Annotated in this window: 4 protein-coding genes; all 4 read right to left on the reverse strand. The window is 72.9% G+C overall.

Annotated elements, in window-relative coordinates:
* Positions 1-37: 37 nt before the first annotated feature.
* From DEJ51_RS03735 to DEJ51_RS03750, 4 genes are read right to left on the reverse strand one after another with little or no spacing between them, the layout of a single operon-like run.
* The gene (locus tag DEJ51_RS03735) at positions 38-1,735 is read right to left on the reverse strand and encodes an ABC transporter ATP-binding protein (protein ID WP_150256233.1); all 1,698 of its coding nucleotides are present in this window, start codon (positions 1,733-1,735) and stop codon (positions 38-40) included.
* Positions 1,722-12,740, reverse strand: coding sequence for a non-ribosomal peptide synthetase (locus tag DEJ51_RS03740; protein WP_150256235.1), 11,019 nt, complete (start codon positions 12,738-12,740; stop codon positions 1,722-1,724). Before DEJ51_RS03740 ends, DEJ51_RS03735 begins: the two co-directional genes overlap by 14 nt.
* Positions 12,741-12,797: 57 nt before the next feature.
* On the reverse strand, positions 12,798-14,585 hold the full coding sequence (locus DEJ51_RS03745; RefSeq protein WP_150256237.1) for an ABC transporter ATP-binding protein: 1,788 nt from the start codon (positions 14,583-14,585) through the stop codon (positions 12,798-12,800).
* Positions 14,582-15,643 carry an iron-siderophore ABC transporter substrate-binding protein gene (locus tag DEJ51_RS03750; protein ID WP_150256238.1) on the reverse strand — a complete coding sequence of 354 codons (1,062 nt, stop codon included), beginning with the start codon at positions 15,641-15,643 and terminating at the stop codon, positions 14,582-14,584. The genes DEJ51_RS03745 and DEJ51_RS03750 overlap by 4 nt, the downstream gene beginning before the upstream one ends.
* Positions 15,644-15,734: the final 91 nt, after the last annotated feature.

Below are 15,734 nucleotides of genomic sequence, written 5' to 3' on the forward strand. Positions count from 1 at the left end.
GCGGGTCAACGGGTCAGCGGGCTCACGGGTCAACAGGTCAACGGGCCACCGCCAGGCAGTACTCCGCGTCCCCGGCGAGGAGGTTGCGGTGGGTGTCCTCGGCCGTGATGACGCCGTCGTCCAGGACGAGCACCCGGTCGGCGGCGTCCAGGAGGGCCGGGCTGCTGGTGATCACGACGGTGGTGCGGCCCCGGCGCAGCTTCGCGATGTTGCGTGCGACGAGCTGCTCGGTGACCGCGTCGACGGCCGTGGTCGGATCGTGCAGGACGAGGATGTCGGAGTCGGCGGCCAGGGCGCGGGCCAGGGACAGCCGTTGGCGCTGTCCGCCGGAGAGGTTCGCGCCGCGGTCCCGGACGGCGTGGTCGAGTCCTTCGCGGTGCAGGGCGACGACGTCGGTCAGCATTGACGCCTCGACGGCCGCGTCGACCGAGCGGCTGGTGCCCGACGGGTCGATGTTCGTGCGCAGCGTGCCGGCGAAGATCTCCCCGTCGTACGGGTTCACCAGCATGTGCTCGCGTACCGCCTCGATCGACAGGGCGGCGAGTTCCTCCCCGCCGACCCGCACCACTCCCTCGTACTCGTGCGGCGGGACCTGTACGGCGAGGATCGCGGCGAGGTCGGCCGCCGCACGTGGCTGGTAGGCGGTGACCGCCACGAACTCGCCGGCCGGCACCTGGAACTTCAGGGCGCGCAGGGACCCGTAGCGGACGCAGTCGATCTCCAGGCCGCCGCCGGCCGGGCGCTCCGGCCCGTGGGTGGCCACCGGGGGCGCCACCAGCACCAGGGCCATGCGCTCGGCCGAGGCGCGGGCCATCATCACGTACTTGGGCATGTCCGAGAACAGCTTCAGCGGTTCCATGATGAACTGGGCGAGCCCCACGGCCATGACGAGTTCCCCGACGGTGATGCGGCCGTCGAAGGCCAGCCAGCCGGCTGTCAGGGTCACACCGGCGGCGAGCGCCGCGTTGAGGGCCGCCGCGGTGCCCGCGTAGACGCCGTTCACCCCGGCCACGGTGATCGCCTGCTGCCTGGCCTCCGTGCTGACCTTCCGGTAGGACCGGAAGGCCGCGTGGTTGCCGCCGAAGCCGTGCAGCGGGCGCAGGCCGGTGATCAGGTCGGCCACCTTCGCGCCCGCCCGGGCCACCCGGGCCTGCTGTTCCCGGGTGCTGGAGCCGATCCGCCGGGACATCACGCTGAGGATGGAGAGGATCAGTGCCGTGCCCACGATCACCAACAGGCCGAGCCGGATGTCGGCCAGTCCCAGCGCGACCGCCGCGACCAGCACGGCGACCAGTGAGCTGACGAGCAGCGGCACCACCTCGATGATGTCGGCCGTCTGGTCGGCGTCCTCGGTGGCGATGGTCAGGACCTCGCCGGACTTGAGGCCGGTGTCCCTGGCGACGGGCTCCAGCCCGCAGTCGGCGACCCGTACCCGCCAGCGGTGCGCCTCGGTGGTGTTGGCCTTCTGCAGGATGCGCATGCCGAACCGCCACGACAGCGACACGGTCGTGATGATCACGGCCAGCGCGCCGATCGACACGGCGAGCGCGCCAGGGCTGCGGTCTTGCATCGTGTGCTCGACGATCAGGCCGAGCGCGATGGGGAAGGCGGTCTCACCGGCCTGGTAGAGGCCCATGAGGACGGTGCCCCAGATCATGGCGCCGGTGTTGCGGCGCAGGGCCGTCCGGAGGATGTCGGACCCCGGTCGGGGCCGCTGTGCGTCAGGAGTTTTCATCGAGGTGGCGGGCAATCATCTCGGGGGTTCGCAGGGTGAACAGATCACGGACCGTGATCACAGGACCGTACTCCCGGCGGAGGAGGCCGATCAGCCGCACCGCCAGCATGGAGTGCCCTCCCAGGGACACGAAATCGCTCAGCGCGCTCACCTCGTCGTCGTCCAGGTCGAGTGCTTCGGCGAAGAACTCGCACACGACGGTCTCGGTCTGCGTCTGCGGGCCGCGCTCCCCCGACGTGGTCAGCGTGCCGAGCGGCCTGGCCTCCGGCAAGGCCTTGGTGTCCGCCTTGCCGTTCACGGTCAGCGGGATGCGGTCGACCTGGGAGTAGTGCGTCGGGCGCAGGAAGTCGGGCAGCCCGGCGCCCACGGCCGCGGCGACCGCCGCGAGGTCCAGGCCGTCCTGGCCGTCCGGGCCTGCGAGTACGAGGTAGGCAGCGAGCCGGTACGCGCCGTCGACCTGCGGATCGGGCTGGGCGACCGCGGCGGCGAACCGGACCGCCGGATGCGCCGCGAACGCGGCCTCGACCTCGCCGAGTTCCACGCGGTGCCCGCGGATCTTGACCTGCTGGTCGGTGCGGCCCAGGTACGCGATGTTCCCGTCGGGCCGCCGGGCCACCAGGTCCCCGGTGCGGTACATGCGTGTCCCGGGTGTGCCGAACGGGCAGGCGACGAACCGGTCCGCGGTCTGGGCGGGCTGACCGAGGTAGCCGCGGGCGATGCCGACGCCCGCCACGTACAGCTCGCCGGGTACTCCGTCCGGCAGTGGCCGCAGCCACGGGTCCAGGACGTACACGTCCGTGTTGTCGATGGCCACGCCCACGACCGGGTCCTGGCATTCGAAGGTGCCGACGCCCAGGGTGTTGATGGTGTATTCGGTGGGTCCGTACAGGTTGTACCCGGCCGTGCCCTCGGTCTCGGCGAGGCGCTGCCACAGGGTCGGGGTGACGGCCTCGCCGCCCAGCAGCACCAGGGCGGGCCGCCGCTCGGGGTCGTCGAGCAGGCCCTCGGCCACCAGCTGCTGCGCGTAGGTCGGCGTCACGTTGACGACGTCGATGCCGTGCTCCAGGCAGTACTCGACCAGGCGTGGGGCGTCGCGGCGCAGTTCCTCGTCGCAGACGTGCACCTCGTGGCCGTCGGCGAGCCAGAGCAGTTCCTCCCACGACATGTCGAAGGCGAAGGACACGGTGTGGGCGATACGGAAGACGCGGTGGCCGTGGTCGGCGAGCACGGGCTCGAAGATCCGGCGCTGGTGGTTGATCAGCATGTTGGTGAGCCCGGCGTACTCGGTCACCACACCCTTCGGCCGGCCGGTGGAGCCGGAGGTGTAGATCGTGTACGCGGGGTGGCGCAGGCGGTCCGGGTCGTCGGGTGCGAAGGTCACGAACGGCTCGGCCTCGGGGAGGGGCCGGTCCAGTTCGATCAGGTCGCCGGTCAGCCGGGGCGACACGGCGCTCACGGTGAGGGTGAGGTCCGGGCGGGCGTCCGCGACGATGGCGGCGATCCGTTCGTCCGGGTGGTCCAGCTCCAGCGGCACGTAGGCGGCGCCCACGCGCAGTACGGCGAACAGCGCGACGATCGAGTCGAGGGAGCGCGGGATGGCGAGGGCCACCGTGGTCTCGGGTCCGATGCCGCGTGCTGCCAGCACGCCCGCCAGGTCCCTGCTGCGGTCCCGGAGCCGCTCGAAGGTCATGGTCCGGCCGTGGGCGACGAGCGCGACCCGCCCCGGATCACGGTCGGCCGCCCGGTCGAACCGGTCGACCACGGTGTCCGTGCCGACCTCCGTGCGCACCGAGGGCACCGGCGCGGGCCCCGCGCCCGGCAGCGCGCCCACCGGCCCGGTGGAGCGCGCCAGGTTCCCGAGCAGGGCCAGATAGTCGTCGAGGAGCGCGCGGGCGGCCCCGGTGTCGTGGTCGCGGTACTCCAGCTTGACGGTGAGCCGGTCGCCGGGGGTGACGACCCAGGTGAAGGGATAGTGCGTGGAGTCGTCGGCCCGTACTGCGGTGATGCCGTGCCGGGTGTTCATCGCGGCGAACGCGTCCATGTCCAGGAAGTTCTGGAGCACGAACAGGTTGTCGAACAGGGTGTCGTGGCCGCCGGCCCGCTGGATCTCGCCGAGTCCGAGGTGCTCGTGCTCCATCGCCTCGACCCGGGCCGCCTGGACGCCCGCCAGGTAGTCCCGGACGGTGTCGTCCGGCCGGGGCCTGGTCCACATGGGGACGGTGTTGAGCAGGACGCCGACGACCTCGGAGAGGTCCTCGCCCTCGCGGCCGGAGACGGTCACGCCGAACACGGCGTCGGCGCGGCCGGTACGGGCGCCGAGCAGGAGCCCGAAGGCGCCGGTCAGCACCGAGTTCAGGGTGACGCCGTACTCCCGGGCGACGTCCCGCAGCAGCTGTGACGCTTCGGCGGAGAGGGTGTGCACGAGCGTGCGCGGCAGGTCGTCGACCAGGTCCGGAGCCGGTCCGGCGAGCAGGGTCGGGCCGGGCAGGCCGCTCAGGTGCTGCGCCCAGAAGCGTTCCGAGACGGCCGGGTCCTTGGCGTCGAGCGCCCGGGCGTACTCCTCGAAGCCGGGCGTCGCCGGAGCCGGGGGCGTCAGATCGCCGGCGAGGGCGGCCTCGTAGGCGTCGAACAGGTCCCGCAGCACGATCTCGCGGGACCAGCCGTCCCACAGCAGCAGGTGGTAACTGAGCAGCAGGCCGTCGCGGTCGCCGGGCAGCCGCACCACGGTCAGGCGGATCAGCGGCGGCTCGCCCGGGTCGAATCCAGTGTCGCGGTCACGGGCGAGCAGGGCGTCGACCTCGGCGTCCGTCGCGAGGTCGACCGTACGGACGCCGACCGGCCGGCCCGCGCCCAGGACCTGGACGGCCTTGCCGTCGTCGTCGGTGGTGAAGCCGGCGCCCACGACGGGGTGCCGGGCGATCACCCAGGCCATCGCCTCGGCCAGCGCGTCGGCGTCCAGGCGGCGGTCGAAGGTGAACCAGCTCTGCGCGACGTAGTGTCCGGCCGGTCCCGCCAGCTGCGCCTGGAAGAACAGGCCGCGCTGGAGCGGGGTGACCGGCGCCGTGCGTCCGGCGGCCGTGGCGACGGCCGCGATGTGTTCCAGGGCGGCGCGCCAGTGCTCGGTGATCTCGTCGGGTACGCCCTCGGCGAGGGTGAAGTCCGCGTGCAGGCTGCCGGAGGCCGCGTCGGTCCAGGCGTTGACCTCGACGGCGTACGGGCTGCCCTCGTCGATGCCGGTGAGGTGGAGGGCCTGCGACTCGCTCCCCCGGCCGAGGTAGTTGAACAGCACCTGCGGGCGGGCGGTGAGCAGCGGGGCCGTCTGCGGGTTGAGGTAGCGCAGCCCGCCGTACGCGACGTGCGCGCGCTCGTCCGGCTGGCGTTCGGCGACCTCGCGGGCCGCGGCCACGGGGTCGGAGTGCGCCGTGAGGCGCACCGGGGCGATGGCGGTGAACCAGCCGACCGTACGGGTGTAGTCGTGGTGTGCCGAGGCCGGGATCCGGCCGTGCCGCTCCAGGTCGATCGCCAGGTCGGCGGGCGAGGGCTGGATGTGGGTGAGGGCGGTGCGCAGCGCGCCGCACAGCAGCTCGGTGAGGCCGACGCCGAGTGCGGTGGGCGCGGTGCGTGTCACGAGGTCGCTGACCTCGGGCGGGAGTACGACCGTCCGCTCGCGCGGCCGCTCGGCCACGGGCAGCAGCGGGGGTGCCTGGAGGGTGGTGATCCAGTGGCCGAGGTCGTCGGTCTCGTGGGCCGCCCGGTCGGCCAGCGCCTGTGCGTACGCGGCGTAGGAGGTGGTCGGCGGGGCGAGCGGGTTCCCGTGGAGGGCGGTGGCGATGTCGTCCAGCAGGATCAGCCAGGAGACGGCGTCGACGGCGAGGTGGTGCACGGTGACCACGAGGGTCCGGGTCGCCTCCAGCCAGGAGAACGCGACGACGTCCCCGGCTTCGGGGTCGAGCCGTCCGGCGGCCTCGTCCGCCGCGGCCGTCGGGTCGGGCGCGTCGCTGCGTACGACGGTGACCGTGCGGGCGGGTTCGGTACGCAGGGCCCACACGCCGTGTTCGGTCCGCAGGCGCAGGCGCAGGGCCGGGTGGGCGGCTACGACGGCGTTCGCGGCGCGCCGGGCGTCCGCGAGGCCGGTGCCCTCGGCCGCGACGAGGGCCCGGGCCTGGGCGAACCGGGTGAGGGATCCGCCGAGTTCACGCCGGCGCAGGATGATCGGGGTCGGGGTGAGCGGACCGTCCTCGCGGGGGGCGGATGCGGCGGGTGCGGCCGGGTGCGGGGGGCTCGTCGCCAGGTGCTCCGCGAGGGCGCGCGGGGTCCTGAGCAGGAACACGTCCCGGGGGGCGATGGCGAGGCCCAGGGCCCTGGCCCGGTTGACGACGGTGATGGCGAGGATGCTGTCGCCGCCGGCCCGGAAGAAGTCGCTGTCGCCGTCGACGGCGGTGCCGGGCAGGGTCGCGGTGAAGATGTCCACCAGTGCGCTGAGCGCGGAGCCGGTCGCGGCGGCCGGTTCGCCGGGCGGTCCGCCCTGCGGTCCGACGTGTTGTGCCCCGTGCGCCGCGGCGTGCGCCGTCAGGGCCTCGCGGTCCAGTTTGCCGTTGACCGTCAGCGGCAGGGCGTCGACCGGCAGGACCTGGCCGGGCACCATGTGGGCCGGCAGCTTGGGGGCCAGCAGGCCGGCGAGGGCGGTGACGTCGAACGGGACCGGTCCCACGACGTGCGCGACCAGGTGGTCCGCGCTGCCGGCCACGGTGACGGCCGCGTCGACCACGCCGTCGAGTTCCCGGATCGCGGACTCCACCTCACCGAGCTCGATGCGGAACCCCTTGAGCTGAACCTGGTCGTCGGCGCGGCCGGTGAACTCCAGTTCGCCGTCGAGCGTACGGCGGGCGAGGTCTCCCGTGTGGTACATCCGGGAGCCGTCGCCCGCGAACGGGTCCGCGACGAACCGGCCGGCGGTGAGGGAGGGCCGGCCCAGGTAGCCGAGGGAGACCTGGTCGCCGGCGACGTAGATCGCACCCACCCGGCCCGGCGGGACCGGTCGGAGGCGGTCGTCGAGCAGGTAGGTGACCAGGCCCGGGATCGGGCCGCCGATCGGGCTGGCGTCGCCGCCGCGGCGGAAGTCCTCGTCGGTCAGGACCCGGTGCGTGACGTGCACGGTGGTCTCGGTGATGCCGTACATGTTGACCAGCTCGGGCGAGGCGGTCCCGTGCCTCAGGGCCCAGCCGCGCAGCCGCCCGAGGTCCAGTGCCTCGCCCCCGAAGACGATCCGGCGCAGGCTGGTGGCGGGCTCGTCGGCGTGCCGGTCGGCCTCGATGAACTGGTAGAAGGCCGAGGGGGTCTGGTTGAGGACCGTCACCCGGCGCTCGCGCACCAGGCGGTGGAAGTCGACGGGTGAGCGGGTCAGTCCGTACTCCGGCACGAGCAGCTCGGCGCCGTGTGCCAGCGCCCCCCACAGTTCCCACACGGCGAAGTCGAAGGAGTACGAGTGGAACTGGACCCACACGTCGTGCGGTCCGAAGCCCATGTCGGTACGGGTGTTCGCGAGCAGGGTCACCACGGAGGCGTGCGGGACGACGACGCCCTTGGGCCGGCCCGTCGACCCGGAGGTGTAGATCACGTACGCGGGATCGTGCCAGCCGGCCGCGGGCACGCCGGTGGGGTCCTCGGCCTCCTGGGAGCCAGGGGCGTCCTGCGGCGGCCGCTCCCCCTGGACGAGCACCCGGGCCGCCACGCCCGCCCGGGCCAGCAGCCGCGTGAAGCGGTCCCTGTGGTGCGGGTCCACGAGCACGACCTGTGGGGCCGCGTCGGCGAGGACGTACTCCAGGCGATCGTCCGGGTACGCGAGGTCCAGTGGTACGTACGCCCCGCCCGCGGTGACGACGCCGACGAGGGCGACGACCTGTTCCAGGGAGCGCGGGACGGCGACGGCGACCCGCTCGCCCGGCCGGACCCCGGCGGCACGCAGGACCGAGGCCAACTCGTCCTTCGCCGTGGCCAGTTCGCCGTAGGTCAGTGAGCGGCTGCCACCGTCGAGGGCGCACTGGGTGACCGCGGTGGCCGCCGGGTCGCGCTGTGCGGCGGCGTCGAAGAGGGCGCCCAGGGTCGTCGGAGTGATCCGTGCGGGGGCCCCGGTGTCCGGGCGGGCCAGCTCGTCGACGGGACCGTCCGGCCGGGTGAGCAGACCGGTGAGGGTGCGGGTGAAGGCGTGCAGGACCTTCCGGGCGGCCTGCTCCCGCACCAGCGCGCCGTCGTAGATCAGGTTGAAGCGGGGGCGGCCGTCGGGAGCGCGCTCCACCACGAGGGTCAACGGGTAGTGCGGGGCGCCCTCGTTCACGATGTCGCCGACGACGAGCGTGTCCCCGGGTCCGCGCAGGGCCGCCACGTCGGTCGCGACGTCGAACACCACCAGTGTGTCGAAGAGCGGGCCGGCTCCGCTCAGGCGGCTGATGCGCGCCAGGGAGACGTGCTGGTGCGCGAGCACCGCACTCTGGTGGTCCCGTACCGAGGCGAGCAGGTCGCGCGCCGTGGTGGTGGCCGCCCACCGGGCGCGCACGGGGATGGTGTTGATGAACAGACCGACCATGTCCCCGATGCCGGATACGTCGGCGTCGCGCCCCGACACCGTGGACCCGAACACGACGTCCCTGCCGTGCAGCAGGCCGCCGAGCGTCACCGCCCAGGCGCTGTGCACGGCCACGCTGAGCGGCACACCGGCGGACCGGACGGCCTCGTCGAGGTCCCCGTCCGGCGAGGCGGCGGTGTCGGCGAACCGGTCGGACGGAGTGTGCCCCTCGGCGACGAGCGAGGGGCCGGGGAGCCCGGCGAGCTGTTCGCTCCACACCCGGTCGCTCTCGTCCTCGTCCCGTCCGGCGAGCCAGCGCACGTAGTCGGTGAAGCCGCCGAGCGGGTGCACGGTCCCCGGAGCGTGGTACTCGGTCAGCAGCGCGCGGAGCATCGGCGGCACCGACCAGCCGTCGGCGATGATGTGGTGCACGGTCTGCACCAGGACGCTGCGGGCGGGGCCCGTGCGGATCAGCGTGTACCGCATCAGCGGGCCGCTGGCCAGGTCGAAGCCGCGGCGGCGGTCGCGTTCGGCGTGTTCGCGGATCTCCTGGTCGGTGATGCCGGGGCGGTCCAGGGTGCTGAACGGGGCCCGGACCCCGCTCTCCAGTACGCAGACCACGCGGCCGTCGGCGAGGGCCGTGAACCGTGCGGCCAGGTTGGGGAAGAGCGTGAGCAGGCGGGTGGCCGCCGCGGCGAGCCGGTCGGCGTCCACCTCTCCGTCCAGGGTCAGGAGCTGCTGCTCGACGTAGCTGCCCGCGGAGTCGTCGTCGTAGACCGAGTGGAAGTAGAGGCCCTCCTGGAGCGGGGTCAGCGGCAGGATGTCCCGCAGTGCGGGGCCGTCCAGCTCGTCCACGTCGGCCTGGGTGAGTGCCGCCAGGCCGAAGTCGCCGGGTGAGTGACCGCCCAGGCCCAGGGCGGCCAGGTCGACGGCGGCCAGTGCGGCGAGCCCTGCCAGGGCCTCGCGGAAGTATCCGCCGATGGCCTCGACGTCCTGGTCGGTGAAGAGTCCGTCGGGCCAGGAGAGGGTGGTGACCAGCTCGTACGCGCCGCCGGCCGTGGCCGGTTCGGCGATCGCGTTGAACTCCAGGGCGCGCGGCAGCCGCATCCCCGGGTCGCGCCTCTCGCCCAGTTGCCCCGTGGTGTGCGCGAGTTCCCAGTCGGCGGAGGAGCCCGCGTCGAAGCGGCCCAGGTAGTTGAACAGCACCTGGGGTGGGGGCGCGTCGAAGCCGGCGTCGGTCAGGTAGCGCAGGGCACCGTAGGAGAGGCCGTTGTTCGGTACCCGGGCGAGGTCCTCCTTGACCGCCTTGAGTGCGGCGACCAGGTACGAGGGCGAGGTGAGGTCGGCGGCGGCGCCGGGGTCGACGGTCACCGGGAACAGGGTGGTGAACCAGCCCACGGTCCGTGACAGTTCGGGCTCGAAGCCGGCGGAGTCCGCCACGTGGCGTCCTTCGCGGCCGTGGCCCTCCAGTTCGATGTGCGCGAACGTCTGGTCCTGGCCGAGGTCGCGGCGCCACCGTGCCAGGGTGACGGCGAGTGCGGTCAGCAGCACGTCGTTGACGCCCGCGTGGAAACGCGCCGGGACCTCGCCGAGGAGCGCGGCCGTGACCTCGGGTCCGGCCGAGAGGGTCGTCGTGCGCTCCCGGGCGACGGTGTCGGCCTCGGACAGCTCGCGCCGCCCCAGCGGCGCGTCCGCCCCCGGCAGGGCCCGCCGGAAGTGGGCGAGGTCGGCGTCGAACCCCGCGCGTTCCAGCAGCTGGGTCCAGCGCCGGAACGACGTGCCCACCGGGGGCAGGTCGATCGGCGCGCCCGACAGGTACCAGCGCCACGCCGTGGAGAGGTCCTCCATCAGGATCCGCCACGAGACGCCGTCGATGACCGCGTGGTGGGCGACCAGGACCAGTTGACGTGCCTCGCGGCGCCAGACGGCACGCAGCATCACGCCGTCGGCCGGGGCGAGCCCGGCGGTGGCGAGCGCGACGCACTCCTCCAGCGGCCGGTCGCTCTCCTGCCATCGCGCCGCGGCCCGCTCCGCCTCCGGGATCTCGAAGCTCCAGCGTTCGCCCCGCACCAGCTTGGCGCGCAGCATGTCGTGCCGTGCGACCAGGGCCGTGAGGACGGCGTCGAGGCCTTCGGCCGTCAGGTCCGCCGGGGTGTTCAGCACCACCGACTGCACGAAGCCGTCGATGGCGTCGGTGGTCGCGCCGAGCCACTGCACGATCGGCGATCCCACGACCGTACCGGTGGCGACGTCGCCGTGGTCCACGGCGGCGGCCTCGCGGTCGGCGACGGCAGCCAGCGCGCCCACGACGCTGTGGGTGAAGATCTGGCGGGCGGTGACGTGGAGGCCCGCCTCGCGCAGGGCGCTCAGCAGGGAGATCGCCAGGATGCTGTCCCCGCCGAGCTGGAAGAAGTCCTGGTCGACGCCGACGGCGTCGCGCTGCAGCACCGCCGCGACCGCCCCGCACACCAGGCGCTCGTTCTCGGTGACGGGCGGGGCGAGCAGGCCCGGGCCGGTCGCGGGCTCCGGCAGGGCGCCCCGGTCGAGCTTGCCGTTCGCGGTGAGGGGGAACTCCTTCATCACGACGACGTGGGCGGGCACCATGTACTCCACCATGTGCGCGGTGGCCCACTCCCTGACCTCGTCGGCGCGCAGGTCGCCGCTGCCGGTGGCGGGGATCACGTAGCCCACGAGGTAGGTGCCGCCGGCCGTGTTCTTCTTCGCGACGACGCAGGTGTGGCGTACGGCGGGGTGTTCGGCGAGGCCGGCCTCGACGTCCTCGATCTCCAGCCGCATGCCGCGGATCTTGATCTGGTTGTCGGCGCGGCCGAGGAAGTCCAGGGATCCGTCGGGGGCGAAGCGGGCGAGGTCACCGGTGCGGTACAGCCGGGATCCGTCCGTGGCGAAGGGGTTCGCGACGAACCGGGAGGCCGTCAGGCCGGGCGCGCCCACGTATCCGCGCCCGAGCAGGAAGCCTCCGACGTACAGTTCGCCGCCGACGCCGACCGGGACCGGGCGCAGTTCGTCGTCCAGGACGTAGAGCTGGGTGTTGGGGTTGGCCTTGCCGATCGACGTCGACAGGCGTTCCGCGGCGCCCCGGTAGATGACGTGCGAGACGCCGATCGTCGTCTCGGCTGGTCCGTAGCCGTGGTACATGGGTATGTCGAGCCGGGTGCGGAAGCGCTCGTACAGTTCCGGGGTCAGCACCTCGCCGCCGCACCACACGTGCCGCAGGCTGTCCAGCTGTCCGGAGTCGCCCGCGATCTCCAGCAGTACGTCGAGCATCGACGACACGAGGTAGGTGAAGGTGACGCGCTGCTCGGCGATGACGCCCAGCAGGTGGTGCGGGTCGCGTTCGCCGCCGGGGCGCAGCACCACCAGCCGGCCTCCGCACACCAGTGGCAGGAAGATCTCGTTGATCGAGATGTCGAAGGAGAGCGGCGCCTTGAACAGCGACGCGTCGTCGTGTCCGAAGCCCAGGATCTCGTTGACCTGCCACAGCAGGCGCTCGCTGATGGCCTCGTGGCGGATCATCGCGCCCTTGGGCCGGCCGGTCGAACCGGATGTGAAGATCACGTAGGCCAGGGCGGCGCCGGGGACGGTGACCCCGGTCCCCTCGACCGGGTACGAGCCGAACCGCCAGTCGGCGAGGTCGACCGGCACGGCCTCCGGTTCGTCCGGGACGTGTGCGCCCGAGTCGTTGAGCTGCAGTACGACGCGGGCGTCGGCGGCGACGACGGAGCGGCGCGCGGCGGGCCACTGCGGATCGAGCGGTACGAACGCGGCGCCGGCCTGGAGCACGCCGAGCAGCCCGATCACCATCTCGGCAGAGCGGTCCAGGGAGATCGCGACGACCTGTTCGGCGGTGACTCCGCGTTCGACCAGGTGGTGGGCCAGCTGGGCGGAGAGCTCGGCCGCCTGGCGGTAGGTCAGCGAGCGGTGCTCGTCGACGACGGCGACGGCGTCCGGCCGCAGGCGTGCCTGCTCGCGGAACATCTCGACGACGGTCGGGCGGATCCGGTCCGCCCCGGTGTCGTTCCACCGGGCCAGGGTCGCGAGCCGCTGCTCGATGCCGGACGGGCCGATGGTGGAGAGGGGGCGGTCCGGGAAGTCGGCCAGGTCGTCCAGGGCGAGCTGCGCGTCGGCCGGTACGACGCCTTCCGGGAGGGTGATGCTCCGGCCGGCCGCCCCGTCGGGGCCGTCCGTCCCGACCTCCCAGCCGGCCGTTCCCGCACCGCCGTTGTCCGCCCAGCCGAGAACGTCGGCGAAGAGGGTTCCGGGGGTGAGGTCCAGGCCGTCGGGGCTCCGTCCCGTGGCCCAGTAGGCCAGTGCGATGGCGCACGCCCGGGCGACGGCCGTGTCGCCGTAGTCGCCGGACCGCCGGCGCACGTCGGCCAGGCGGGTGGGAGAAAGCAGCACGAGACGAGCGGTCGGTTCCGTCATCGGAGGCTCAACGCCCTTTCCTGATCGATATGGTGACCCAGCCGAACCCGGGGCTGCCTAGCTGCCTTCGCGCCAGGCCCGCCACAGTCGTGCGTAGCGGCCGCCCTGGGCCACCAGCTCCTCGTGCGTCCCCTGCTCCACGACACGTCCCGCGTCCAGTACGGCGATCCGGTCCGCCGCCATCGCCTGGGTCAGCCGGTGTGCCACGAACAGCGTGGTCCGGCCCGCGCACGCCGCGAGCACGGCCCGTTCCAGGTCGGCCGCGCCCTCGCTGCCCGCCTCCGCCGTGGACTCGTCGAGCACCACGACGGGGGTGCGGCCCAGCACGAGCCGGGCCAGGGCGATGTGGGCGACCTTGGTCCCGTCGAGGCGTTCGCCGCCCTCGCCGACCGGGGTGTTCAGCCCGTCGGAGAGCGCCTCGACCCATCCGTCGGCGCCGACCGTCCGCAGGGCGTCCGTCAGCTGGGCGTCGGTCGCTTCCGGCGCGGCCAGGCGCAGGTCCTCGGCGAGCGGTCCGGAGAAGACGTGTGTCTCCTGCGTCAGGATGCTGACCAGGGCTCGTGCCCCGGCCTCGTCGAGACCGGCGAGGTCGGTGGACCCGATCCGTACGGATCCGCTCTGCGGGGTGCCGATGCCCGCGATCAGCGCGGCCAGGGTGGACTTGCCCGCGCCCGTGGCCCCGACCAGGGCGAGCGAGGTGCCGGCCGGGATCGTCAGGTCGACGTCCCGGACGACGGGCTCCTCGGAGCCGGGGTAGCGGAAGGTCAGTCCCGCCACCTCGACGGCCACCGGGGGCGGTCCGTCCACCGCCCCCGCCAGGGCGCCCACCAGCCGGTCCTCCGCGTCCTCCTCCAGTACTCCGACCAGGCGGGTCAGGCTCGCGCCCGACTTCTGGGCCTCGTCGAAGGTGAACATGATGGAGCCCAGCGGGGTGAAGAGCCGGTGGAACAGCAGCGGGGCCGCGGAGACCTCGCCGAGGCTGGCGGCGTCGGCCTCCAGGAGGGCGTACCCGACCACGATGATCAGGACCAGACCGATGAACTCGGCGCGGTTCTCCCTGCCGACGAACCGGCCGAAGAGCCGGAACACCTCGATGCCGAGGTCGCGTACCCGCCACGACTCCTGGGTGACCTTCTCGCGGACGGCCCCTTCGAGGCGGTACGCCCGGACCGTGTCTATCCCGTTCAGTCCGCTGATCAGGGCCTGGGCGCGGTCGGCCTGGGCCGCCCGCTGCTTCTGGTAGAGCGGGGCGGAGCGCGGCAGGTACCAGCGCAGGGCCAGCCCGTAGGCGGGCAGTGCGCAGGCGCCGGCCAGACCGAGCCGCCAGTCCAGGCCGAACATGCCGATGGTGGCGATGGCGACCAGCACCCCCGCCGAGAACACGGTGGGGACGGCCGTCCTGATGCCCTTGGAGAGCACGGCCACGTCGTCGCCGACCCGGGAGAGCACGTCGCCCCGGCCGACCTGCTCGACCCGGGCGCTCGGCATCCCGAGGACGGCCCGGACGGCGCCTTCGCGCAGCCGGGCGAGCAGGTCCGCGCCGAGGCGCCCGATGAGGTACGTCGACAGGGCGGTGGCCGCCGCGCCGAGGAGCGCGGCGGCCACCATCAACACCCCGGTCGTGACCAGGACCGAGCGCGGTCCGCCCGCGACCACCCCGTCGACGACCCGGCCGAGCAGGAGCAGCGGGAGCACCTGGAGGGCTGCCCCCGCCACCGTGGTGAACACGGTGGCGAGGGTCAGCCACGGGACCTCGCGGCAGTGCGCGGTGACCCAGCGGGTGGCCTCGCGTCCGGTCGTCGTGCGCAGGGTCGGCGGGGGGACGCGCGTGGCGGTGAGGCTCACACCTGACCGGCCGACTTGACGAGCTCGTCGATGGCGTACGGCAGGGAGAGCAGGGTGCCCTGGGACATGGCCGCGCCGACGGCCGGGCCCTCGCTGTCGAGGAGGTAGGAGACCTTGCCGTTCTTGACCGCGTTCAGGTTGGTGAACAGCTGGAACTTCTTCAGGGCTTCCTGGTCCGCCTTGTCGGCGATGACGAAGATGCGGTCGACGTCGACGAGGTCCATGCGCTCCGGGGAGAGCGTGGTGTAGAACTTGCCGTCCGCGATCTTGTCGATCTCGGTCTGGCCCTTGTAGCCGATGCCCGTGACCAGCCGGCCGCGGACGTCGGTGGTGGTGAAGGGGGCCACCGAGTCCTTGTACCAGGACAGCGGGACGGCGGTCTGGTTCGCGAACTCGGGGTGGGCCTTCTTGGCCGCGTCGAGCTTGTCCTGGATGCCCTTCACCAGTTCGGTGCCCTTGGCCTCCTGGCCGAGCGCCTTGCCGATGTGGACGGCGTTGTCCTGCCAGGGGGCGCTGAACGGCTCCTTCTCGGCCTTGGTGCGGCCCACGGTGGGGGCGATCTTGGAGAGCTTCTCGTAGCCGGCCTGGTCGATCTCGGAGTACACGGCGATGATCAGGTCGGGCCGCAGGGCCGCGATCTTCTCGTAGTTCGGGCCGGCGTCGCCGTTGTTCATGACGACCTCGGGGCGGGTGTCTCCCCACTTCTCCTTCACCCACGGCCACTGGGTGTTGATGTCGGGTGAGGTGCCCGGCGGGTTGGGGTACTGGTCGACCATGCCGACCGGCTTGATGCCGAACGCCAGGATGGCCTGGTCGTCCGTGTAGCCGACCGAGACGACCCGCTTGGGAGCCTTCTCCACCTTGGTGGATCCGAAGGCGTGCTCCACGGTGACCGGAAAGGTGCCCCCGGCGGCCGGGGCGTTGTCGCTCTTCTTGTCGGCCTGGTCCGCCGAATCGGAACCGCATCCGGCCAGCAGGCCGACACCGAGGGCCGCGGCAGAGACCCCGGCCGCCAACCGCTGCCAGGGCTTCATACGTGTCGATCGATGGAAAAGCATCCGAAATCCCTTGCTTTCGTGCCGTCCACTGCAGTTCCGCCCGAGGGCAGCCAAACCCTACCGCGACCAAGTGAGGCTAGCCTAGCCTTAC

Origin of the sequence: Streptomyces venezuelae, from assembly GCF_008642275.1 — a bacterium.
GTDB classification, from domain to species: Bacteria; Actinomycetota; Actinomycetes; order Streptomycetales; family Streptomycetaceae; genus Streptomyces; species Streptomyces venezuelae_E.

Excerpts from the sequence above, each read along its gene's own strand:
- DEJ51_RS03735 (WP_150256233.1), bottom strand. The coding sequence starts at position 1,735 with ATGAAAACTCCTGACGCACAGCGGCCCCGACCGGGGTCCGACATCCTC.
- DEJ51_RS03740 (WP_150256235.1), bottom strand. The coding sequence starts at position 12,740 with ATGACGGAACCGACCGCTCGTCTCGTGCTGCTTTCTCCCACCCGCCTG.
- DEJ51_RS03750 (WP_150256238.1), bottom strand. The coding sequence starts at position 15,643 with ATGCTTTTCCATCGATCGACACGTATGAAGCCCTGGCAGCGGTTGGCG.